Origin of the sequence: Methylophaga sp. UBA3603 (assembly GCF_002375335.1) — a bacterium.
GTDB lineage: Bacteria > Pseudomonadota > Gammaproteobacteria > Nitrosococcales > Methylophagaceae > Methylophaga.
The window spans coordinates 164,327-186,358 of the sequence record NZ_DFMC01000009.1 but is presented as its reverse complement, the minus strand read 5'-3'; the positions used below and the strand labels follow the sequence as shown (position 1 = coordinate 186,358).

Sequence of the window (22,032 nt, the reverse complement as noted above, 5' to 3'; positions counted from 1 at the left end):
AGTGAAGCCAATGATGCAAAATGAATTGATATACTGTATCATTTAACATCAATTCGCCTACCCTGTGGGCTTTTTCAGGTGAAACGGCAACGATGAAATTGTTTGGTATTAAAAATTGTGACACGGTCAAAAAAGCCAGACGTTGGCTGGATGAGCACCAGATTACATACCAATTCCATGATTTTCGGACAGATGGTCTGGATCTATCCATCATCCAACAGTGGTTGAATTACGTCAGCTGGGAACAGCTTATCAACAAAAGGGGCACAACCTGGCGCAAGCTTGAAGACCCGCGTAAAGATCAGCTTGATCAACAAGCTGCTATAGAGTTAATGCTCTTGCATCCAACACTTATTAAACGCCCGGTTATAGAAGATGCATCCGGCATATCAATAGGTTTCAACGAATCTGATTTTCAGGCGCGCTATGCAAAGTAATCTTTCCAAAACTGTTCAGCTCACCATTGATTTGATTCAACGTGACAGTGTCACCCCTGTCGATAAAGGTTGTCAGATCATGCTGGCAGAACGGCTGGCGAATAGTGGCTTTAATCCTGAATACCTGCGCTTTGGGGAAGTGGATAATCTGTGGTGCCGGCGGGGACATAATGGCCCGTTATTTGTATTTGCCGGACATACCGATGTTGTGCCAACCGGACCGGTAGATAAATGGAGCCACGAACCGTTTGCCGCCAAAATTGAAGACGGCATTTTGTATGGCCGCGGTACAGCCGATATGAAAGGCAGTATTGCTGCTATGGTGACGGCTTGTGAACGTTTTGTTGCTGAACACCCTCAGCATGCTGGCAGCATTGCTTTTTTACTGACCAGCGATGAAGAGGGCCCAGCCACTGATGGTACCGTTAAAGTTATTGAAACATTGCAGGCACGTCAGGATCATATCGACTGGTGTGTGGTCGGCGAACCAACCAGCACTGACAAAGTGGCAGATGTGGTTAAAAATGGTCGCCGTGGTTCGTTAAATGGCTATCTGACAGTTCAAGGCAAGCAGGGCCATATTGCTTATCCTCACCTGGCAGATAATCCGGTACATAATCTTGCTCCGGCATTGGCTGAACTATGTGCGGTGCAATGGGATCAGGGTAATGCTGATTTCCCGCCCACCAGCTTTCAGGTATCCAATCTGAAAAGCGGCACTGGTGCGACCAATATTATTCCCGGCACAGTAGAAATGATTTTTAACTTCCGTTATTCCACTGAAGTGACTCACGATAAACTGCAACAACAGGTCGAAGCGATTCTCGATAAACACGGTGTGGCATATCAAATGGATTGGGTGTTATCGGGTAAACCCTTCCGTACAGCAGGCGGTAAATTACTTGAAGCCGTACAGATGGCGGTTAAAACTGTAACAGGTTATGAAACAACTCTATCCACTTCTGGTGGCACATCCGATGGTCGTTTTATCGCGCCAACTGGAGCACAGGTAATTGAACTTGGTCCGTTAAACGCGACCATTCACCAAATTGATGAACATGTTTCAGTTGCCGATCTGGATACATTGTCGGCTATTTATCAGCAGTTACTCACTGAATTGCTAGTGAACTAATCCCTATGCAAATTCGGCATACCAAACATCTGTTATGGCTCTTTGCAGCAGCATTATTGCTGATGCAATCCATAGCCGTTTGGCATGATGCCGAACATGCGTTTCATGATCACATAGCATTATGTGATCAGTTAAATGTTGTCAGTCATACCCCATCTACCGATAACCACAATCAGCTGACGGTTGCTGTCTGGCAACAATATTTTCAGTTTCAGTCTTCTGTTACCCTCCCTGCTCGTTTTGAAAATTTTTATCTTTCATTCGCGATTCGCGCTCCACCCATTTTCTCATAGCGTTCAAATATGACTGAATGCCATTTTTCTATTCAGAAAATGGCTACTGATTTCTGCTATGAGGATTATTCGTGATGAATAAAAAACCCATTGTAGTGTTGCTTGCTGCGGCACTCTCCCCTATGGCTTCTGCAGTGTTAGCTGCTGAAGATACTGTTGATATCCCACGCCTGGTGGTCACTTCTGATCCATTAGGCAACCGTACCTCTGATGAATTGATCCAGCCGGTCACGGTTATTGCGGGTGATGAACTTAATCAAAAACGCGCCAGTACAATAGGCGAAACATTGGATGGCTTACCTGGTGTGCATAATGCCGACTTTGGTCAGGGCGTAGGACGTCCTGTGGTTCGAGGTTTACAGGGATCCCGTGTGAAAGTGCTGGAAGATGGATTGAGTACTTCCGATATTTCCGGTGAAGGTGCAGATCATGCTATCGGCATGGATGCTGGTCGTGCCGATCAAATTGAAGTTTTCCGAGGTCCGGCGACATTACTTTATGGAAGCGGTGCTGCTGGAGGTGTTATCAATGTTCGCAGTAATCGATTTAATCCTGAATTTGGGGATGCTCCAAGAGTAGATGGGCAGATGTCATACGGCATCAATGGACATGATCGCCAGGGACGTTTGGGACTTGAACTACCACTGGGAGACAACTTTGTATTGCGGACGGACTATGGGGTTCGTCGTACCAGTGATTTTGATATTGATGGTTATCAGCAAAAAGACCAGCAGGTCGGCCGTAAAGATAAATTACAAAACAGTGAAGTAGAAAATGATGTGTTCTCTATCACCGGTTTGTATAAAGGTGACTGGGGCTTTGCCGGTTTGGGTTACAGCACTTGGGAAACTCAATACGGCATTCCGGAAGTCTTTTTAGGACAAGGTGAAGAAGAGCAGGAACGGATTCGCGCGAAAAACGATCGTTTTGATTTTCGCAGTGAAATTAATGATCCGTTACCGGGTTTCAGCACAGCCAGGCTGAAAATGGCCTACACCAGCTACCGTCAACAGGAAATTGGTTCTGAATTTGATAATGGTGCATTTGTTGAAAGTGAAGTTGAAACGCGTTTCAACAATAACGAAACTGAAATGCGTCTGGAACTGGTGCATAACCCGATTGGTGATTGGGAGGGTGTTGTCGGTCTGCAATTTAATGATCGGGACTTTGAGGCTGAGGGCGAAGGTCACGGCCACGGGGACGTTGATGAACACGGTGGTGGCTTTTATATCCGTGGTAATGACACACGCACCGTCGGTTTATTTGTCCTGGAAGAATTACCCACGCATTTTGGTCGCTTTGAAGTCGCTGCACGGGTCGATCATGTGCGCTCCAGTACAGACGATCTTGACGAGGCCAGAGATATTGATTTGCCAAGTGGTGAAGAACTCCAACAATCAGCCGTATTGGGCAGTAATAGCTTCACTCCATTCAGTTTATCGGCAGGAACTCTGGTTGAGGTAGATCCGGCCCATCATTTCAGAATGTCCGTTACCCGTTCGCAACGGGCTCCGTCGGCAGAGCAATTATATGCCTTTGGTAGCCATGCAGCAGCAGGGACTGTTGAAATTGGTGATCCGAACCTGGGTAAGGAAACCTATACCAATTTTGAAGTCGGTTTTGATCGTCATTTAGGGGCATTCCGCTATGAGCTGACTACTTTCTATAACTACGTCGATGACTTTATTTATTTAGCAGCACAAAATGATGGGACTGGCCAAGCCATTGAAATTGAGGGCGATACGCTGGTAGTCAATGAACAACAAAATGCCAAGTTGTATGGTGCTGAATTTGGTGCCATAACTGACTTGATTGATGGTCCTATTCCACTTAGCATGCGCTTGTCTGCCGATCATGTACGCGGCAAACTCAGCAATGGTGAAAATATTCCTCGCATGAGTCCAACACGCTTAGGGATTGGATTTGATACCTCCTATGCTGACTGGGATTTCAGTCTCGACTACCGTCGGGTGTTTAAACAAACCAAAACCGCTGTGACTGAGAGCAATACGGACGGTTATAACCTGGTTTCGTTTGATGCAAATTGGTCTCCAGCAAGTTTAAAAGGTGCTGAAATCTTTATTCAGGGACGTAATTTGCTGAATGAAGACGGTCGTCGGCATACCAGCTTCTTTAAAGATGAATCGCCTATTCTGGGACGAACCATATACACCGGTATTCGTTTCGACTTTGGCGGTTAACAGTTAACGTTATGCTCAAACTGAAAAGGCCCGACTTTGTCGGGCCTTTTTTGTGGAGCAAGAGTCAGTATTCTGCTAGATTGAGGTATTTTTTACGGATAAATCTACATGGCTTTAATTGAAACTGGCGATGACATCAGCAGCATTAAACTGATCTATATCTTTAATCTGGTGGGTTCGCTTATCTACCCCATGCTGGTGATGGGGGCTCTTGTAGCCTATGAAAAAAAAGGCAAAGCTCCAGATTGGCTACAATCGCATTATCTGTTTCAAATAAATGGTTTTTATATCAGCCTCATATTGCTGATGGTTTCCTGGGGACTTTTATATCTGGGCAATTTATACGGTTTAGCCGTGATGGTGATTTGGATAATCTGGAATATCACCCGCAGCGTTAAAGGACTGAAAACCTTAAAAGCCCAACGTCCAATAGCGAATCCTAATAACGGGTTACTGGGCTGATACTGGGGCTTTTTTAACCTTCATCGATGACAGATAAACAAGCCTAGCCACGATAAATCGCTAAAGGCCCTGTGGCTTGTTGGGTGGGCATAATTTCCATAGTGGTGACATTCAGATGCGCTGGGGTATTAACCAACCACCAGATGGTATCGGCAATATCCTGAGCCGTTAGTGCAACCGTATTTTCATAGACTTTTTCAGCACGCTCTTCATCGGCTTTAAAACGGACCATGGAAAATTCAGTTTCGGCATTTCCTGGTTCGATATTGGTTACCCGGATTTGCGTACCCAGCAAGTCAGCACGGAGGGCCAGCGAAAACTGTCTTACAAAAGCCTTACTGGCGCAATACACATTACCGCCCGGATAAGGCCAGTTTCCGGCCACCGATCCGATATTGATGATATATCCCCTGTCTCTTGATTGCATGCCCGGCAAAACCAGCCTGCTGCAGCGCATTAACCCTTTGATATTTGTATCAACCATGCGTTCCCAGTCTTCCGGATCCGTGGCATAAGCTGGTTCAAGTCCCAATGCTAAACCAGCATTATTGACCAATACATCTATCTGCTGAAATTCGGCTGGTAACTCGGAAAACGCCTGTTCGGTCGCCTGCCGGTCACTGATATCAAAACAACTGATGCAGACTTGTGAAGCTCCACCTAACTCCGCTTGCAGGCTTTGCAAACGTTCCATGCGCCGCCCAGTAATAATCAGGCGCCACCCTGCTTTAGCAAACAACCTGGCGCATGCCTCACCAAATCCTGCGGTAGCGCCGGTAATCATAATGATTGGGGATGAATTCATTTTTTGCCTTTAATACTATTATTTGAATCACAGAGACACAGTGTCATATGTATCCGCAGATTCCGCAGATGAACGCAGATTAAAAAATTTACAATAACATCCCTGTTGACCATGCGACTAAAAAATATGGGTTAGATAATGATATGTATGAAGTTCATTTAAATTTTAATCAACGTACTAGATCGCTTTTAATCATCTGCGAAAATCTGCGTAATCTGTGGATATCAACTATCAAAAACTCCGTTCGTTCTGTGTCTCTGTGGTTAACCCCACAAAAACTTAGTTGTTATAAACTTTATTAGCCGCTGACATGGATGAAAGATACCAGTAAATATTGATAATTTTGTCATGCCTCCACTCTTATTCTATTTATATCAATCGGAACAAGACTATCAGGCACCTTCAGCAAAAACGATAGTGCGGCGGCCACTAACAATAATGCGATGCTCGATATGGGCTTTCACAGCACGTGCCAAAACCAGACGCTCAATATCCTTACCAATCATCACTAGATCTGCCGGGCTATTATCATGACGAACCCGTTCGACATCCTGTTCGATAATCGGGCCTTCATCAAGTTCAGCGGTAGCGTAATGTGCGGTGGCGCCGATTAACTTCACTCCACGCTCGTAAGCTTGATGATAGGGCTTGGCACCCTGGAAAGCGGGCAAAAATCCATGGTGGATATTGATAACCTTACCGGCAAACTCTTTGACAAACTGCTCTGACAAAATTTGCATATAGCGCGCCATCACCACCAGATCAATCTGATACTCGGAGAGTAATGATTTAATCTGTGTTTCCTGTTGCTGTTTGGTTTCTTTGGTGATGGGCAGATGATAAAACGGTTTTTTGAACTGACGCGCCATATTCTCCAAATCGGGATGATTACCGATAATGACAGGAATGTCACATTTCAACTCACCTTCCAACTCACGCAACAGCAAGTCATAAGGACAATGTGATGCCCGTGTCACCAGCAAGGCTACGCGGTATGGCACATCGGTGAAATGCACTGACCAGGTCAGTTCCATGGCTGCTGCTAACGAGCTGAATTGTTGATGGAGTATTTCATGGGGTAACTGAGCTTCATCTTCCACCTTCAGACGCATGAAATAACGACCGTGCTCGTCGGTATCGGTATATTGCTGGCAATGCAGAATATTGTAACCACGTTCAGCAAAAAAACCGGTTATACCGGCCAGCAAACCTTTCTGGTCGGCACATTGAATCAGCAAAACGATGGCTTTCATGAACAAACGACCTCAACGGGCAGAAAATCAAAGCGCAGATGCTAGCACTTTGTAGCTGTTTTATGAATATTCATTATATTTGTCCGCCCGGCCTTTGACTTTATCAACCGGATATTTAGCCGCATTTTTGTGCATTTTACGTTGTATGGCTTGTTCAATATCGATATTCAGATCGTGACAAAGGTAGCTCAGATATACAGCAACATCGGCTATTTCATCTTCCAGAGCTTCACGTTTATCAGTCTCCAGCATTTGCTTAATTTCGGTCTTGTTACGCCATTGAAACCATTCCAGCAGTTCAGCCGCTTCGATGGATAATGAAATCGCTATATCTTTAGGATTATGAAACTGTTCCCAGTCTCGTTCACGACGGAATTCAATTAGCTGTTTTAATAAATCGGCATTAATCATCTGCAAGAAACCTGTTTACCTGCTGAATAAAAATATCGGGTTTTTCGGCATGCACCCAGTGTCCGGCACCATCGATCACCACATGTTCTGCCTGAGGATAAAGTGTCTTAATATGCTGCCAATCTTTGTCAGTTACATAATCAGACTTTCCCCCACTGATAAATAGTGTCGGTGTTTCCTCAGGATCATCTGGTTCTACACTTTGGAGCAAACCCGGATAACTACAAAATAAATACTGCAAATTAATACGCCAGCTAAACCCTTGATCGCCTTTTTGCATATTCAGCAACAGAAACTGACGCACCAGAGGATCAGGCAGTGTATCCGCCAGGGCCTCACTCGCTTCTGTTCGCGATGAAAATTTTGACAGATCTAATGCCATTAAAGCTTTGAAAATAATACTATGCTCATCAGGATATTGGCGAGGAGCAATATCAACAACAATAAGTCTGCGGACACGGTCAGCAAACATTTGGGCAAATTGCATCGCTGTTTTTCCACCAAGCGAATGTCCCATAAGATCGATTGTTGATAACTCTAATTCATCCAGTAAATTCAGCAGATCTTCTGCCATTAATTCAAAAGTTTGCTGTGGATGATGAAAGGATTGCCCATGATTACGTAGATCAGCACTGATAACCTGTCGATCTGCTGATAAAGCTGAGGCGATGCTACGCCAGTTATCTGATGAACCGAATAAACCATGCAGGATAACTAATGGCTGACCTTGCCCAGAAGATTGATAGTGTAATCTCATAGTGACTCACGTTAACACGTTATAATGTGTGATTGAAAAATTTGGAGAGAGTGAACGTGGACGAAGCAATATTAATGATTCTGGTCAAACAATATGCCGATCGTTTTGGCATAACCTTCAGTTCAAAACATTTGGACGATGAAGTGAAAAAACAGCAATTAGTGAGTTTGATGCAGGAAGCATTAGCGGGTAAGCGTGGTCCTGTGACTGATGCGGACTTAAGCTAAAAAAACACCCTTAGCATTTTGCTAAGGGTGTTTTTTATTCAGTTTAGATTTTTTCGAACACCAGACAGGCGTTGGTTCCGCCAAAGCCGAAACTATTGGACATTACGGCCTTAAGATCGGCATTATCTTTACGATCCAGCACAATTGGCATGCCCTGAGCCTGTTCATCCAGATTATCAATATTTGCAGAAGCAGCCACAAAATCATTTTCCAACATCAGTAGACTATAAATAGCTTCCTGTACGCCAGCAGCGCCTAGAGAATGTCCGGAAAGTGATTTAGTTGAACCTACCAGTGGTATCTGTGTTTCCGCAAACACCTTTTTAATCGCACCTAATTCAGCCAAATCACCGACCGGTGTACTTGTGCCATGCGCATTGATATAGTCAACTTTGCTATTACGCATGGTCGACATGGCCATTTCCATACAACGTTGTGCGCCTTCACCAGAAGGAGCCACCATGTCATAACCATCAGAAGTGGCTGCATATCCCGTCAGTTCCGCGTAAATTTTGGCTCCACGCGCTTTGGCATGTTCATATTCTTCCAGAACTAAAACACCTCCACCGCCAGCAATAACAAACCCATCACGATCGGTATCGTATGCACGGGAAGCCTTTTCGGGCGTATCGTTATATTTGGTCGATAAAGCACCCATCGCATCGAACAATGAGCTCATGGTCCAGTGTTCTTCTTCCGCACCACCAGCAAACACAACATCTTGTTTGCCAAGCTGAATTTGCTCCATAGCATTACCGATGCAATGGGCACTCGTGGCACAGGCCGAAGACATCGAATAGTTAATGCCTTTGATTTTGAAAGGAGTTGCTAGACAGGCGGAAGTGGTACTTCCCATAACCTGAGTGACACGATAAGGACCAACCCGTTTCAGGCCTTTTTCGCGGAGAATATCCGCTGCTTCAACCTGATTGGAAGAGGATGCACCACCGGAGCCCATCACCAAGCCTGTTTTAGGATTGGAAACATCGCTTTCGCTTAAGCCTGCATCCTGAATCGCATGTTTCATTGCGATATAGGCATACGCGGCCGCATCCCCCATAAACCGCAACACTTTACGATCAATAAATTCTTTAAAATCAATATCAAAAAACCCCGCTACATGGCTTCGAAATCCCATATCAGCATATTGTTGCTTAAAGCGGATACCAGAACGACCGGTGCGAAGTGATTCAGTAACGGTGGCGAGATCCAACCCCAGACAAGAGGTGATCCCCATACCAGTAACAACTACACGTCTCATTGTCTTGTCCTAAAAGTTGTCAGTTGAAGTAAACAGACCAACTCGTAAATCTTTGGCGAAGTAGATATCGCGACCATCTACCGACACTGTGCCATCTGCAATGGCCAATACCAGCTTGCGTGAAATTACTCGTTTCAAATCAATACGGTAAGTCACTTTTTTGGCAGTAGGCAATACTTGGCCGGTGAATTTCACTTCACCTGAGCCCAGCGCTCTTCCTCTGCCGGGATTACCATCCCACGCCAGAAAAAAGCCTAGTAACTGCCACATGGCATCTAAGCCCATGCAACCCGGCATAACGGGATCTCCCGGAAAATGGCATTTAAAAAACCATAAATCCGGATGAATATCCAGTTCAGCAATGATTTCACCTTTCCCATAGGCGCCACCATCATTTGAAATATGACTGATGCGATCCATCATCAGCATATTCGGTACTGGCAGTTGGGCATTACCCGGGCCAAACATTTCTCCATGGCCACACTGCAAGAGTTCCTCGAAGGAAAAAGATGATTGCTTACTCATGAAATTCTAAAATAACCCTACAAATTAAGCACGATATAATAGCATGATAGTTTGAATGCAGAAAAAGATGCAGCTATCAACGCACTGGTTCTAATAAAAAGCCATACCCTACGGCATGGCTTATCGATTTTATTGAGCTGTGGAGAATGATTATTTACGGTTATCAGCAACTGTGGTTGCCGCAGCAGGCGCAATTATCTCAAGACTTTCCAGTAATAATCCAATACTGTTGAGCACCCGATACATCGTAAAAATTTCATCATATTGAGCATTCGTCAGTGCAATTCGCGCCCGGAACAATTCATTCTCGGAATCCAGCAAATCCAGTAATGTGCGCTGTCCAAAGTTAAATTGTTGCTGATAGGCATCGCGGGTTTTTTCAGCTGCTGCAGCATATTCTTCAAAGTATGACATTTGTCTGCGTACTGTTTCCAGAGCATTCCATGATAAACGGACACTCTGCTCCACCTGACGGTGCGTATTATTGCGAATTTCAGCCGCCTGATTAATCAGAAAAGCCGTTTCTTCACGTCTTGCCTTATCTTTTCCACCATTCAGCAGATTGTAGCGTAGTCTGAACATGGCTGTGACGTCTTTATCAGTGCCTCGAACCCCATCAATATCATGGTCATTACGAGTGCCTAATTCAAAATCAACACGCGGTAAAAAAGCAGCTTTGGTAACGTCATGTTGTGCATTGGCCGAAGCGACATCAGCTTGAGCAGAACGTAAGGTTGGATGATTCTGAATAGCGATATTGACCGCTTCTTCCACTGTCATTGGCAAAAACGGTTCAGGTGACGGGGGCTGTGACAATGAGGATGGCGCTTCGCCAACGACACGTAAATAATTGGTTTCGGCATCCCGCAAATTGCTTTGCTCAGCCATTAAATTGGTTTCCGCTAATGCCAGGCGACCCAAACTCTGATCCATGTCTGCCCGACGTCCTACGCCACGTTCGCTGCGTAAGGTAATCTGATCATGGGTACGCAGATGAGATTCCAGATTGGTTTGCGCTAATTCCACCAATTTCTGCCGACGCAACACATTAAGATAAGCTTCTGTCGCCTCTAAAGCAGTGTTTTCAGCCACACTATAAACTGAATGTGCTCGTGAATCGGTTCTGGCTTTTTGACGTTCAACCTCATTTTTGGTCAGGCTGCCATCATAAAGCATTTGCCGCAGATTCAAACTGGCTTCATCACGATTTAAATGAATCTCACCGTCACCACGGTTACGGGAAGCTGGATTATCAGTTGACTCCCAACCGGTTCCGAGCCCCAGATCAATTGTTGGGAAATAACCTGCCTGTGCCTGATCAATTTCTTTGGAAACCGCCTGACGCTCACTGATTGAAGCCAAAACATCCGGATTGGTTTTCAGCGTGGTGTGAATTGCTTCCTGTAATGTATCAGCTTGCACAAAGCTAGAGCAGAGCAATGATGGGATTAAAAAAAGCGCTTTGTTCATATTCTTTTCCTAGTTCAAAGCAGTAATTAGTATTCTTTATCAAGGGTCACTACCGATTACAGCTTCTCCCCCCCAGGTAATACTTACTAGTCCATTACCGGCCGATTGTAGTCAAAACAGTTCAAATACACAATCTGCTCTATCTAAGATCCCTAAAGACGATAGCCAGAGAAAGACGATCCGGTAAACTCATTTTCTGAAAAATGGTAGTTAAGTGGGCTTTCACTGTTCTTTCAGTGATATTCATATTTCGAGCGATCATTTTGTTGGTCGCACCATGACTAACCATTTTGGCCACTTCCAATTCTTTTGGAGAAAGTGTTTCTGCTGCTTTACGCTGTTTTTCACTCACTTCAGGAATATGACTGATTTCATCTATCAGTCCGGATATCACATGACGCTCGACCCAGACTTCACCATTCAAAATCAGCAGCAGAGCTTCTTGTAGTTTGCTCATCGGCAGATTTTGATTGAAATAACCACGAGCGCCCTGCTTCAAGGCTGCTATTTGTACCGGTATTGGCCGTGGAGGGCCAATCACCAAAATTCTGCTATCCGGGCAGAGCTTTTTGAGTTCACTGATAACATGATCAGGATTGTCATCCAGCAGAAATTGATGACAAAGTACCAATTCTGCTGTTTGTTTTTTTAATGCGTCTAATAAACCGTTAACATCCTTATAAAGGCTAACGTCGTACAAAGCTGGCAATGCATCAGTTATGACACGCGCCACATCCGCATCTGCAGTAGCCAGATAAAGACTTTTTTCAGTCTCTGTAATTACTGTCATCGTTCAACCTTAGCCTCAACGCTCTCTCAACGCTTCATTTTTTGCTTTCAGTATGGGCTTTAATAAGTAATCAAGCACGGTTTTTTCACCAGTCAGAATATCTACGGTCACTGTCATGCCCGGAATAATTCCTAATTCGCCCATACTACTTTTTATAAAATTTTGTTCAGTGCGTAAATAGATAAGATAAAAACTTTCATCTTCTTCATTAGTGATCGTATCCGCACTGATACGTACCAGCTTTGCCTCTAGCCCACCATAAATGGAAAAGTCATATGCTGTAAACTTTATTATTGCTTCCTGTCCTGGTCTTAAGAAAGCAATATCTGCCGGTCGTATCTGAGCTTCGATAAGCAAATTATCTTCTAAAGGAACAATTTCCACCAGATCCATACCTGGCTGTATGACTCCGCCAATAGTGTTGATCATCAAACGTTTTATGGTTCCTTTCATAGGCGAACGTACATTCGTCCGGGTCACCCGATCTTTTAATGCCGATACAGATTCTTCGGTGCGTGCCATTTCAGCTCGCACCTCACTGAGCTCTCTTGCCGCTTCTGACTCAAACCGGGTAACCGCTTCATTTATTTTCTGCTGAACTTCATCAATCGAAGAGCGAATACGCGGAATCGCCAGACGATTCGACTCCATTTCACCTTTCAGATCATTGACGGTACGTTTCAGTCTCAATATCTCAACTTCTGACATGACGCCGGCCGCCAGAAGAGGTTCGGACATTTGTAATTCCTGATTACTCAACTCAAAACTGCGACTGAGCTGCTGTTGCTTGGCCTGTTTTTCAACCAGTTCCTGTCGGCGCTGTTCAACTTGTCTTTTTAAAACATCAATTGTGCTTTGCAATTGTAATTGTCGGGATTGATATAATCCCCGCTCTTCTGCAGCGAGTTCCGGTTGATTGATCATCAGTTCATCGGGAAGCTCCAATGGCTTGCCCTCACTTTCGGCACTCAATCTCGCCGTTCTGGCCACCAACTCCCAGTAAGTTAATTTTGATTCACGAAAAGATGATGAAAAACGTGTGTCATCAATTTTTAACAGCACATCGCCTTTTTCAACCATTTGTCCTTCACTCACCAGAACATCCGCCAGAATGCCGCCTTCGAGATTTTGAATTATCTGAACTTTGCTGGAGGGAACTACTTTTCCCTGCCCCCGTGTGACTTCATCAATTTCTGCAACACTCGCCCACCATAAAGCAATGCCTATAAAAGCTGCGATCAGCAATAATAGAATATGCCCTCCCCAATGGGTTGAGGCCATCGTTGCCGCACTGATTTCAGACATGAAATTGACATCGTCATTATTTTTTTTAAACCAGGCCATCCAATTACCCTTTCGAAACCCGGATATGTCCGCTCTTTAACGCAGCCAGAATTTGTTCACGTGGCCCATCGGCTACTAAATTACCCTGATCCATCACTAACACACGATCCACCAGGCTTAATAAAGAGGCACGATGTGTAACCAGAATAAGCGATTTATCTTTGATAATTTCACCCAGTTTGGTTTTAAAGCGTTCTTCACTACTGTTATCCATGGAATTGGTTGGCTCATCCAAAACCAACACGGGAGGATCCAGTAATAAAGCCCGCGCCACGGCAATACTCTGACGCTGTCCACCGGAAAGGCCTTCACCACGTTCACCGACAGGCATATCAAACCCTGATGGGTGCCGATTGATAAACTCAGTCACGCCGGCTATTTCAGCCGCTCGTAATACTGCGGCATCATCAGCAAAGGGAGCCCCTAAAGCGATATTGTCGCGCACGCTGCCATAGAACAGCATGACATCTTGAGGAACATAGCCGACAGATCGGCGTAAATCAATTGGATCAATCTGTCGCAGATCCGTCTCATCCAGAAGCACTGCACCCTCGGCAGGTTCATATAAACCCAGAATCAATTTCTCTATCGAACTTTTACCGGAACCGATTCTGCCGATTATGGCAACTTTTTCACCCGGTTTAATTTTAAAGGAAATATCGCTTAATGCGTCTATGGCCTGCTCTGGGTAGCGGAAGCTGACTTGTTTGAATTCAATACCACCCTGGAATTTCTCACGATGCAGAAATTCCCGACCGCTGGGACGTTCAACCGGTAAATTCATCATATTGTTCAAAGAACTTAACGCGGCTTTTGAATGATGAAAACGCGTTAAAATACCTGCCAGCTGCCCCATTGGTGCCAGCGCCCTGCCTGCCAGTATGGTGCTGGCAATCAAGGCACCCATGCTGATTTCGTTCTCACTGATTTTGTAGACCCCATAAACCACCACGGCAATAGTGGTCATTTGCTGAACAAAACTGGTTAAATTTACTGCTGCTGATGACAGCAGTTTGGCCCGTTGACTGTACTTGGAAATAGAGCCGGCAGTTTGCTCCCATTTACGTTGTAACGGGCTCTCTGCCCCCAGACTTTTGATCGTTTCGAGGCCGGTTAATGTTTCTATAAGTGTGGCGCTTTTTTGTCCAGCATGACGAAATAACTGCTTAATTGCCCGACCTAACGGTATCTGAATGATTAAACTAATCAAAATCGTAATGGGAATAACCGCCAACGGAATATAGGCTAAATCACCGGCAATCATCCAGATAACGGCTATAAACAAAAAGGTAAACGGTAAATCAATCAGCGTGGCAAGCGTGGCCGAAGTAAAAAAGTCACGAAATGACTCAAACTCTTGCATGCTATTAGCAAAGTTACCTACTGAATTGGGCCGAGCAGCCATTTTGATGCCCAGTACTTTTTCAAAAATCGTGGCGGATAAAATAACGTCTGCTTTTTTGCCGGCAACATCAATAAAGTAACCACGTAATGTGCGTAGTAACAAATCAAAGACAAACACAATCGCCAGACCAATCGCCAACACCCACAATGTAGCCAGCGCATTGTTGGGTACGACCCGGTCATAGACATTCATCACAAACAGCGGTGAAGCTATGGCAAATAAGTTGACCAGAATTGAAGCCACGAATACTTCGCTGTAGATTGGCCAATAACGTGTCAGCGTTCCCCAGAACCAGTGTCTGGCCCGAGGGATGGCCGAGTTTTCACTGCGGTTATCAAAATGCTGAACTGCTCGTATGAAAATAGCGTAGCCAGTGTAATACTGCTGTAACTCGTTCAATTCCACGACAGTTTCAGCGTCGCCATTTTCAGGATAAATGACCGTAGCCTCTTTGCCGTTTAGCTTCAGTAAAATACAGGCATTGCCATCATTCAGAAGTAATACAGCTGGTAGCACCAACGGAGAAATTTTACGTAGTGGGCGTTTTATGACTTTTGAAGAAAGCCCTGCCCGTTCAGCCGCTCTGGAAAACAATTCTGGAGACAGTCGGTTATCCACTAAAGGAAGGCCTGCTACCATCGAATCAGGGCTATGTGGTTTTCGTAAAAGTTTGGTGAGAACCGTCAGACATGCTAATAGCGGATCATCATGAGTCAGATAAGCCGATTCAGCTTTCCATTGCCGATTCCGTTCTTGTTCAGTGGTTGCTTGATTTTCCATTTAATCCAACGACGCTACCCAACTCAAAATGTGATGAGTTTCACAGTTTTTTTCTTTACTGTAAACCTATGACCGCTTACTCTTTCCAAAGGTAGCATATCAAGAATAATCGGGAACAATAAGATGGTATACGTCGATCGCGATGAAAAGGGTCACATAATTGGAGTTTTTAATTCCCCACAGAGCGATGATAGTCACTACATCTCTCCACAAGCCCCCGAATTACTTGAGTTCCTTGGTCAATCCAACCGCCAGGAAGATATTCAAACGATACTTACAGCCTCAGACATGGCGATGGTAAGGGTTATTGAAGATCTGGTGAACACGCTGATAGACAAAGGGGTGATTTTATTTACTGAATTACCTGAGGCAGCGCAACAAAAATTAGTTCAGCGTGAAAAGATTCGCCATCATCTTAGTTCATTGGAAAATTTAATGAACGAAGATGAAGGCTTGCTCTAGGGCTTGTTGATTTTTCATCTCCACGACTGCTGGCAGCGATGGAAGATTAACACTCCCAAAGCTATTTCTTTTTAACCCGACTGGCTATTATTCGCTTGCGTTTTTCCTGTGGATTCTCTGCCGGCTTCTTCCGTTCTCTAAACGGATTATCACTGGTCTTAAACTCAATCATCACCGGTGTTCCCTGCAATTTGAGTGCAGTACGGAAATAATTTTCCAAATAACGTCGATAGCTGTTTGGCGTCGCTTCTGTCTGATTACCATGGATAATGATACGGGGAGGATTTTTACCGCCTAAATGGGCATAACGGTATTTAATCCGGCGTCCGTTAACCAATGGTGGTTGATGATCGGCAACAGCCTCTTCCAATACTCTGGTTAATTGTGGCGTAGGAATTTTAGCTAAGGCAGAGCCATACGCAGTTTTTACAGATTTAAGTAATAAGCCAACACCACTGCCATGCAAAGCCGAAATGAAATGCGTCTTGGCAAAACTCAAAAACGGCAAACGACGCTCAATATTGGTTGCAACCCATTCACGTTCCTGTTTCTCCAGACCATCCCATTTATTGACTGCGATAACCACAGCGCGGCCACTTTCGATAATCAGCCCAGCCAGATGAAGATCCTGATCCACAACACCCTGGTGCGCATCTAATACTAACAAAACCACATTAGCCGCCTCGATGGCTTGCAGGGTTTTTACAATGCTGAATTTCTCCAGCGCTTCGGAGACCTTGGAACGGCGTCTGACACCTGCTGTATCGATTAGGATGTAGTTCGTGCCATCCTTTTCAAATGGAATATAGATACTATCCCGGGTAGTGCCCGGTTCATCAAAAGCCACAACACGGTCTTCGCCGAGCAGACGATTGACCAGCGTTGATTTACCTACATTTGGTCTACCCACAACGGCGAGACGAATATCACCTGACGTATCTTCTTCTTTTTCATCTTCTTCAGATTCAACAATACGAATAGCGGGTAAATCACGCATAAGGGTATTCATTAAATTACTGATGCCACGTCCCTGAGTCGCAGAAATGACTTCCGGTTCACCCAGCCCAAGCCGATAAAAATCTGCTGCCGCCAGCTCTTTTTGCTCGCTTTCAGTTTTATTGATAACCAGTAAAACCGGCTTACCAACATTGCGTAACTGTTTTGCTATCAATTCATCAGCGGGGACAACACCGGTTTTGCCATCAACTACAAATAGAATCAGATCGGCTTCCATAATCGCCAGTTCAGCCTGTTTGCGCATCAGGTCTGACATATCGTCACCCTGTACGGTCAAACCACCTGTATCGATAAGAATGAATTCCGCTTCATCATGACGCGCATTGCCGTATATCCGATCACGGGTCAAACCGGCATGATCTGCTACCAACGCATTGCGCGTCTTGGTCAGACGATTAAATAACGTGGATTTGCCAACATTCGGCCGCCCAACAAGAGCAATAACAGGTTTCACAGTTAGGGGATCCGAATGGCGGAAAGCTTGCCGCCTGTAGTCATGACGTAAAGCACACCATCACGAACGATGGGTTGGCTGCGAATAGGATCTTTATCCAGTCTTTGACGAGCAACAAAACGACCATCGGAACGTGCCACCCAGTGTAAATAACCTTCAAAGTCACCTACCACCACATATTCACCGGCAATGACTGGCGCGGTAATGTTTCGTCTTAGCAATAATGTCTGACGCCATAAAGAATCACCAGATCCGTCAGCGATTGACCATAGATAACTTTGATCATCACTCACATAAACAGCATCCGTTGACGCTACCGCAATACCGGTTGCAGAGGACATTTCTCGGTCCCATAGGGTTTGTCCGGTATCCGTATCCATTACTGCTAAATTACCCTGAAAAGCGACAACATAAATCATACCGTTTTGGATCACCGGGTCGGCATCGATATCGACCAATCGCTCTAACTCAGTACGACCACTTGGCACAGCGACACTTTTTTCCCAGATAACTTTGCCATCATTGAGAGAGAGTGCAACTAACTTACCATTATCATATCCAGCAAAAACTGTTTGTCCGTCAATCACAGGAGCGCTAACACCACGAAGACTCAAAAGTGGTACGGCGCGTTGATAATTCCACAGAATATTGCCGCTGCTTGCTGAAATCGCTGTTAAACGACCATCTGCTGTTCTCACAACAACGCTATCGCCACCGACTTTTGCCGGTGCAAGGACTTCACTGCTGAGACGCTGACGCCAGAGTTCATCACCGGTGCTGTCATCCAAAGCGACTACTTCCCCACTCTGAGAACCAACAACGATCAGACCTTCTCCGCCACCAACACCCGACGCAACAGGCATATCTAATTTGCTGCGCCATTCACGTCGGCCATTTTCAATATTATGGCTGCGAACATCTCCTTCATGATCCACGGTGACAATGGAGTCACCTTGAATCCAGGGCGCAAGATTTGAATACTCTGATCCAGCACCATCACCAGTACCCGTTGACCAGAGAGTTTTGGGTTCGAACTCTACTTGAAATTCAGTAAGTTCAGTTGGCGGAGCTTCGTAACTGTCAGCCGCAAAGAATTCTTTTACTGTTCCACAACCAGCAAGCGCCATCAGAGCAAAGCCAACAACGGTATTTCGGATTACATTAGCTTTCATTAATAACGGCCACATCATCACGCTTCATTTCCAGGAGAGTTTTACGAGGGTCATCAGCATCCATACTTGAAATAGATTCGACATAAGCTTCATAGGCTTCTGTTTTATTTTCCTGTGCAAGATAAATATCACCTTTGAGTTCAGCAAATAAAGAAACAAATCCTTCAGAAACAGTTTGTTGGGTCAATTCCAAAGCTTTTGCGTATTCGGCCTGATCAACCAATACACGAGCCATACGTAATCTGGCCAAATCTTTCTGGGCGTTCAGTTTTGCCTGATCAACAGTCCACTGTAAATATTCCAATGCCGCTACAGTTTGGTCATTGCGCACTTGTTCAGCAGCCAGCTCCAGCGAAGCAAATGCAGCATATGGAGTAGCAGAATGTGTTTGCATGAGTTCCTGGGTCAAGTCTTCAGCAGCTGTTAAATCAGCATTACTGATGTTCATCTGAACTTGTTGGTACATTGCTGCAGCCTGCTCAGTCTTGGCTTGTTGAAAATTAATCCAATAACGACCACCAAAAATTATTGCACCACCTAAAACCACACCGGTTACTACTGAACGGCCGTTTTCCCGCCACCAATTCTTTATCGCTTCGCCTTTTTCATCATCCGATGCGTAGATATCCATCGTTTTCTCCTTGCTTACAGCAATTTAAGGATAGTTAAGCCATCACTTTTTCGTAAGTGAATTAAAGTGCCAGATTATACGTGTTTATCCGCTGATTGTGCTAACCATGGCAGCACCAGCCAATCGCACCATATAAGTGCCATTAAATATAAAATCGCACCATAACAGTTCAATTTATAAGAATTCACTGAATAGCAAAAACTCTAGATGCTTGTTTTATATGATTTTGTCTAAATTGGTGCAAGTCTTGCTATTTTGGTGCTTGCTCAACACTAATTATAAGGAAAACTAATTGTGCAAAACGCAAGCGACGTACTTTTTATATTAATAGGCGCCATTATGGTGCTTGCCATGCATGCTGGCTTCGCCTTTCTTGAAGTCGGTACCGTAAGGAAAAAAAATCAGGTTAATGCTTTGGTCAAAATTATCACTGACTTTGGCGTTTCCACTATTGCTTACTTTTTTATCGGCTATGGAATTGCTTATGGTTTGAATTTTTTTGAACCTTCGCCATTACTCACCGAAAACAATGGCTATGCCTTAGTGAAATTTTTCTTTTTATTAACATTTGCCGCAGCAATACCTGCCATTGTCTCCGGTGGTATCGCCGAACGGGCAAAATTCAATCCTCAATTGATTGCCACATTTTTGATTGCAGGCTTTGTCTATCCAGTATTTGAAGGCATCAGCTGGAATGGCTTATTTGGTATTCAGAATTGGCTGGAAAATCAATTTGGCGCGGCGTTTCACGACTTTGCCGGTTCTATCGTAGTTCATGCTGTTGGTGGATGGATAGCCTTGGCAGCCGTTCTGTTGCTAGGTCCAAGACACGGACGTTATGGCAAGCAAGGCGAAATATATGCTCACCCACCATCAAATATTCCTTTTCTGGCGCTAGGCGCATGGATCCTGACCGTAGGCTGGTTTGGTTTTAATGTAATGTCGGCTCAGGAAGTTGAAGGCATCAGCGGGCTGGTAGCCATTAACTCATTAATGGCGATGGTTGGAGGTACTCTGGCAGCCTGTTTTATTGGTCGTAATGACCCAGGGTTTGTCCATAATGGTCCACTTGCCGGTTTAGTGGCAATTTGTGCTGGCTCAGACATCATGCACCCCCTTGGTGCATTGGTAACAGGTTCGCTTGCCGGAGCTATTTTTGTCATCACTTTTACTCTGGCACAGAATAAATGGAAAATTGATGACGTTTTAGGTGTATGGCCACTTCATGGGTTATGTGGCGTATGGGGGGCTATTGCTGCCGGTATTTTCGGAAAGGTCGCCCTGGGTGGAATGGGCGGGGTCAGCCTGGCTTCTCAGTTTATCGGAGCGGCCATTGGTGTAGGTATTGCGTTTATCGGTGGTCTTATTGTCTATGGCGGTTTGAAAGCCACTATGGGACTTAGATTAAGTACAGAAGATGAATTCAATGGGGCAGATTTGAGTATTCATAAAATCAGCTCAACCCCGGCAAACGATTAAGGTTGCTTATCAACTCATCATCCGGTAGGAAACTACCGGATGATGCCACCTTGTTGCTTATCCAGAAACTCCATAAAGATTGTCAGTTCTTCAGCTTCCTGTTTAATACTATGCAAGCGTTCTCGTGCTTCTTCCATGCGCAAACCTGAACGGTAAACCAGTTTGTACGCCTGACGGATATTGCGAATCTGGGTATCAGTAAAAGCGCGTCTACGCAGTCCTTCAACGTTAATTCCGACAGGTTCAGCCATGTGTCCGGAAACCAGAACATAAGGTGGAACATTGCGAGATATAACGCTGCCCATCGCACTGAAACTATGTGATCCAAGATGATTAAACTGACTCACCAGCGTAAACCCTCCAAGGATAACATGTTGATCAACGATGACATGTCCCGCCAGAGAGGCGTTATTAGCAAATATATTGTCATCGCCAATAATGCAGTCATGGGCAATATGCACATAGGCCATGATCCAGTTATTACTGCCGACTCTGGTAACACCACCACCCTGCACTGTACCGCGATTGATGGTCACAGATTCCCGTATCAGATTATTATCACCGATTTCCAGTAGAGTTGGTTCTCCGTGATATTTCTTATCCTGAGGTTCTTCACCTATCGATGAGAACTGAAATATACGATTATTACGACCAATTCTGGTCGGACCTTTTATTACCACATGTGAGGCTATTTCGGTACCTGAAGCGATTTCGACATTCGCTCCGATAATACTGTAAGCACCGATGATCACATCATCAGCAATTTTGGCACCAGGATCGATTAAGGCTGTTTGATGAATCACGAAGGCATTTCTTGGTTAACACACATAATATCAGCACTGACAACGACATCGCCGTCAACAGTAGCCTGAGCGTAAAATTTCCATAAATTACGTTTATTTTTAATTAACTTTACTTCTAAACGCAACTGATCACCCGGTTCGACAGGTTTTTTAAAACGTGCGTTATCAATGCCTGCCAGATAATACAGGGCATCATCAGAACGAATTTGGTCTGCCGTTTTAAAGGCAAGTAATCCTGTAGCCTGAGCCAATGCTTCAAGAATTAACACACCAGGCATAATCACACGTTGTGGAAAATGTCCGGTAAAGTGTGGTTCGTTAAAGCTGACATTTTTGATACCAACCAGATGCTCACCTGGTGTAAATTCAATCACCCTGTCAATCAACAGGAAGGGGTATCGATGTGGCAGTAAGCGTTGAATCTCATGTATGTCAATGGTGTTCAATCTGATTATCCTTTA

General features: G+C 44.7%; 23 protein-coding genes. 8 read left to right on the top strand and 15 right to left on the bottom strand.

Features of this window, described 5'->3' with window-relative positions; all coding sequences use genetic code 11:
* Window positions 1-92 precede the first annotated feature (92 nt).
* From B4F66_RS08110 to B4F66_RS08090, 5 genes are all read left to right on the top strand, one after another.
* Window positions 93-437: an ArsC family reductase gene (locus B4F66_RS08110; RefSeq protein WP_292358036.1), complete on the top strand. Its 345-nt coding sequence runs from the start codon at window positions 93-95 to the stop codon at window positions 435-437.
* On the top strand, window positions 427-1,569 hold the full coding sequence (gene dapE, locus B4F66_RS08105; protein ID WP_292358035.1) for a succinyl-diaminopimelate desuccinylase: 1,143 nt from the start codon (window positions 427-429) through the stop codon (window positions 1,567-1,569). The genes B4F66_RS08110 and dapE overlap by 11 nt, the downstream gene beginning before the upstream one ends.
* A 5-nt stretch (window positions 1,570-1,574) precedes the next feature.
* Window positions 1,575-1,862, top strand: coding sequence for a hypothetical protein (locus tag B4F66_RS08100; RefSeq protein ID WP_292358034.1), 288 nt, complete (start codon window positions 1,575-1,577; stop codon window positions 1,860-1,862).
* Between the two features lie 74 nt (window positions 1,863-1,936).
* A complete protein-coding gene (locus B4F66_RS08095) occupies window positions 1,937-4,063 on the top strand; it encodes a TonB-dependent receptor (protein ID WP_292358033.1) in 2,127 nt (708 codons plus the stop codon).
* Window positions 4,064-4,171: 108 nt separating this feature from the next.
* Window positions 4,172-4,525, top strand: coding sequence for a hypothetical protein (locus B4F66_RS08090; RefSeq protein ID WP_292358031.1), 354 nt, complete (start codon window positions 4,172-4,174; stop codon window positions 4,523-4,525).
* A gap of 43 nt (window positions 4,526-4,568) precedes the next feature.
* Here the strand turns inward: B4F66_RS08090 and B4F66_RS08085 are convergent, their stop codons facing one another.
* From B4F66_RS08085 to B4F66_RS08070, 4 genes are all read right to left on the bottom strand, one after another.
* Entirely contained in the window at window positions 4,569-5,330 is a 762-nt protein-coding gene (locus tag B4F66_RS08085) for an SDR family oxidoreductase (RefSeq protein ID WP_292358029.1), read from the bottom strand.
* 392 nt (window positions 5,331-5,722) lie between these two features.
* A complete protein-coding gene (gene purU / locus B4F66_RS08080) occupies window positions 5,723-6,583 on the bottom strand; it encodes a formyltetrahydrofolate deformylase (RefSeq protein ID WP_292358028.1) in 861 nt (286 codons plus the stop codon).
* A gap of 60 nt (window positions 6,584-6,643) precedes the next feature.
* The gene (locus tag B4F66_RS08075) at window positions 6,644-6,994 is read right to left on the bottom strand and encodes a nucleotide pyrophosphohydrolase (RefSeq protein ID WP_292358026.1); all 351 of its coding nucleotides are present in this window, start codon (window positions 6,992-6,994) and stop codon (window positions 6,644-6,646) included.
* Window positions 6,987-7,751, bottom strand: a complete 765-nt coding sequence (locus B4F66_RS08070) for an alpha/beta fold hydrolase (RefSeq protein WP_292358024.1) — start codon at window positions 7,749-7,751, stop codon at window positions 6,987-6,989. Before B4F66_RS08070 ends, B4F66_RS08075 begins: the two co-directional genes overlap by 8 nt.
* A gap of 56 nt (window positions 7,752-7,807) precedes the next feature.
* Between B4F66_RS08070 and B4F66_RS08065 the strand changes: the two genes are divergently transcribed.
* Window positions 7,808-7,978, top strand: coding sequence for a hypothetical protein (locus B4F66_RS08065; RefSeq protein WP_168800108.1), 171 nt, complete (start codon window positions 7,808-7,810; stop codon window positions 7,976-7,978).
* A gap of 43 nt (window positions 7,979-8,021) precedes the next feature.
* On the opposite strand, the gene fabB is transcribed toward B4F66_RS08065, so the two are convergent.
* From fabB to B4F66_RS08035, 6 genes are all read right to left on the bottom strand, one after another.
* Complete coding sequence (fabB, locus tag B4F66_RS08060; protein WP_292358021.1) at window positions 8,022-9,239, bottom strand: beta-ketoacyl-ACP synthase I; 1,218 nt, start codon at window positions 9,237-9,239, stop codon at window positions 8,022-8,024.
* Between the two features lie 9 nt (window positions 9,240-9,248).
* Complete coding sequence (gene fabA, locus B4F66_RS08055) at window positions 9,249-9,764, bottom strand: 3-hydroxyacyl-[acyl-carrier-protein] dehydratase FabA (protein WP_292358020.1); 516 nt, start codon at window positions 9,762-9,764, stop codon at window positions 9,249-9,251.
* Window positions 9,765-9,914: 150 nt separating this feature from the next.
* Window positions 9,915-11,234 carry a TolC family outer membrane protein gene (locus tag B4F66_RS08050; RefSeq protein ID WP_292358018.1) on the bottom strand — a complete coding sequence of 440 codons (1,320 nt, stop codon included), beginning with the start codon at window positions 11,232-11,234 and terminating at the stop codon, window positions 9,915-9,917.
* A gap of 139 nt (window positions 11,235-11,373) precedes the next feature.
* Window positions 11,374-12,024: a response regulator transcription factor gene (locus tag B4F66_RS08045; RefSeq protein ID WP_292358017.1), complete on the bottom strand. Its 651-nt coding sequence runs from the start codon at window positions 12,022-12,024 to the stop codon at window positions 11,374-11,376.
* A gap of 15 nt (window positions 12,025-12,039) precedes the next feature.
* Complete coding sequence (locus tag B4F66_RS08040; protein ID WP_292358015.1) at window positions 12,040-13,368, bottom strand: HlyD family type I secretion periplasmic adaptor subunit; 1,329 nt, start codon at window positions 13,366-13,368, stop codon at window positions 12,040-12,042.
* 4 nt (window positions 13,369-13,372) lie between these two features.
* Complete coding sequence (locus tag B4F66_RS08035) at window positions 13,373-15,553, bottom strand: type I secretion system permease/ATPase (RefSeq protein ID WP_292358013.1); 2,181 nt, start codon at window positions 15,551-15,553, stop codon at window positions 13,373-13,375.
* A gap of 123 nt (window positions 15,554-15,676) precedes the next feature.
* On the opposite strand from B4F66_RS08035, the gene B4F66_RS08030 reads away from it, so the two are divergent.
* Window positions 15,677-16,015 carry a hypothetical protein gene (locus B4F66_RS08030; protein ID WP_292358011.1) on the top strand — a complete coding sequence of 113 codons (339 nt, stop codon included), beginning with the start codon at window positions 15,677-15,679 and terminating at the stop codon, window positions 16,013-16,015.
* Between the two features lie 61 nt (window positions 16,016-16,076).
* On the opposite strand, the gene der is transcribed toward B4F66_RS08030, so the two are convergent.
* Genes der through B4F66_RS08015 form a run of 3 tightly spaced genes read right to left on the bottom strand, consistent with a single transcriptional unit; the run spans window position 16,077 to window position 19,289 of the window.
* Window positions 16,077-17,486 carry a ribosome biogenesis GTPase Der gene (gene der, locus B4F66_RS08025; protein ID WP_292358009.1) on the bottom strand — a complete coding sequence of 470 codons (1,410 nt, stop codon included), beginning with the start codon at window positions 17,484-17,486 and terminating at the stop codon, window positions 16,077-16,079.
* A 2-nt stretch (window positions 17,487-17,488) separates the two neighbouring features.
* On the bottom strand, window positions 17,489-18,658 hold the full coding sequence (gene bamB, locus B4F66_RS08020; RefSeq protein ID WP_292358008.1) for an outer membrane protein assembly factor BamB: 1,170 nt from the start codon (window positions 18,656-18,658) through the stop codon (window positions 17,489-17,491).
* Window positions 18,648-19,289: a YfgM family protein gene (locus B4F66_RS08015; RefSeq protein ID WP_292358006.1), complete on the bottom strand. Its 642-nt coding sequence runs from the start codon at window positions 19,287-19,289 to the stop codon at window positions 18,648-18,650. Before B4F66_RS08015 ends, bamB begins: the two co-directional genes overlap by 11 nt.
* Window positions 19,290-19,583: 294 nt before the next feature.
* On the opposite strand from B4F66_RS08015, the gene B4F66_RS08010 reads away from it, so the two are divergent.
* Window positions 19,584-20,768: an ammonium transporter gene (locus tag B4F66_RS08010; RefSeq protein ID WP_292358004.1), complete on the top strand. Its 1,185-nt coding sequence runs from the start codon at window positions 19,584-19,586 to the stop codon at window positions 20,766-20,768.
* 32 nt (window positions 20,769-20,800) lie between these two features.
* Here B4F66_RS08010 and lpxA read toward each other — a convergent pair whose 3' ends face one another.
* A complete protein-coding gene (gene lpxA, locus B4F66_RS08005) occupies window positions 20,801-21,571 on the bottom strand; it encodes an acyl-ACP--UDP-N-acetylglucosamine O-acyltransferase (protein ID WP_292358002.1) in 771 nt (256 codons plus the stop codon).
* Window positions 21,568-22,017 (bottom strand): 3-hydroxyacyl-ACP dehydratase FabZ, encoded by a 450-nt coding sequence (fabZ, locus tag B4F66_RS08000; protein ID WP_292358001.1) that lies wholly within the window; start codon window positions 22,015-22,017, stop codon window positions 21,568-21,570. The genes lpxA and fabZ overlap by 4 nt, the downstream gene beginning before the upstream one ends.
* Between the last annotated feature and the right edge of the window lie 15 nt (window positions 22,018-22,032).

What these genes read in the sequence shown, in the direction of transcription:
- B4F66_RS08110 (WP_292358036.1), top strand. Translation starts at nt 93, where the DNA reads ATGAAATTGTTTGGTATTAAAAATTGTGACACGGTCAAAAAAGCCAGA.
- dapE (WP_292358035.1), top strand. Translation starts at nt 427, where the DNA reads ATGCAAAGTAATCTTTCCAAAACTGTTCAGCTCACCATTGATTTGATT.
- B4F66_RS08100 (WP_292358034.1), top strand. Translation starts at nt 1,575, where the DNA reads ATGCAAATTCGGCATACCAAACATCTGTTATGGCTCTTTGCAGCAGCA.
- B4F66_RS08095 (WP_292358033.1), top strand. Translation starts at nt 1,937, where the DNA reads ATGAATAAAAAACCCATTGTAGTGTTGCTTGCTGCGGCACTCTCCCCT.
- B4F66_RS08090 (WP_292358031.1), top strand. Translation starts at nt 4,172, where the DNA reads ATGGCTTTAATTGAAACTGGCGATGACATCAGCAGCATTAAACTGATC.
- B4F66_RS08085 (WP_292358029.1), bottom strand. Translation starts at nt 5,330, where the DNA reads ATGAATTCATCCCCAATCATTATGATTACCGGCGCTACCGCAGGATTT.
- purU (WP_292358028.1), bottom strand. Translation starts at nt 6,583, where the DNA reads ATGAAAGCCATCGTTTTGCTGATTCAATGTGCCGACCAGAAAGGTTTG.
- B4F66_RS08075 (WP_292358026.1), bottom strand. Translation starts at nt 6,994, where the DNA reads ATGATTAATGCCGATTTATTAAAACAGCTAATTGAATTCCGTCGTGAA.
- B4F66_RS08070 (WP_292358024.1), bottom strand. Translation starts at nt 7,751, where the DNA reads ATGAGATTACACTATCAATCTTCTGGGCAAGGTCAGCCATTAGTTATC.
- fabB (WP_292358021.1), bottom strand. Translation starts at nt 9,239, where the DNA reads ATGAGACGTGTAGTTGTTACTGGTATGGGGATCACCTCTTGTCTGGGG.
- fabA (WP_292358020.1), bottom strand. Translation starts at nt 9,764, where the DNA reads ATGAGTAAGCAATCATCTTTTTCCTTCGAGGAACTCTTGCAGTGTGGC.
- B4F66_RS08050 (WP_292358018.1), bottom strand. Translation starts at nt 11,234, where the DNA reads ATGAACAAAGCGCTTTTTTTAATCCCATCATTGCTCTGCTCTAGCTTT.
- B4F66_RS08045 (WP_292358017.1), bottom strand. Translation starts at nt 12,024, where the DNA reads ATGACAGTAATTACAGAGACTGAAAAAAGTCTTTATCTGGCTACTGCA.
- B4F66_RS08040 (WP_292358015.1), bottom strand. Translation starts at nt 13,368, where the DNA reads ATGGCCTGGTTTAAAAAAAATAATGACGATGTCAATTTCATGTCTGAA.
- B4F66_RS08035 (WP_292358013.1), bottom strand. Translation starts at nt 15,553, where the DNA reads ATGGAAAATCAAGCAACCACTGAACAAGAACGGAATCGGCAATGGAAA.
- B4F66_RS08030 (WP_292358011.1), top strand. Translation starts at nt 15,677, where the DNA reads ATGGTATACGTCGATCGCGATGAAAAGGGTCACATAATTGGAGTTTTT.
- bamB (WP_292358008.1), bottom strand. Translation starts at nt 18,658, where the DNA reads ATGAAAGCTAATGTAATCCGAAATACCGTTGTTGGCTTTGCTCTGATG.
- B4F66_RS08015 (WP_292358006.1), bottom strand. Translation starts at nt 19,289, where the DNA reads ATGGATATCTACGCATCGGATGATGAAAAAGGCGAAGCGATAAAGAAT.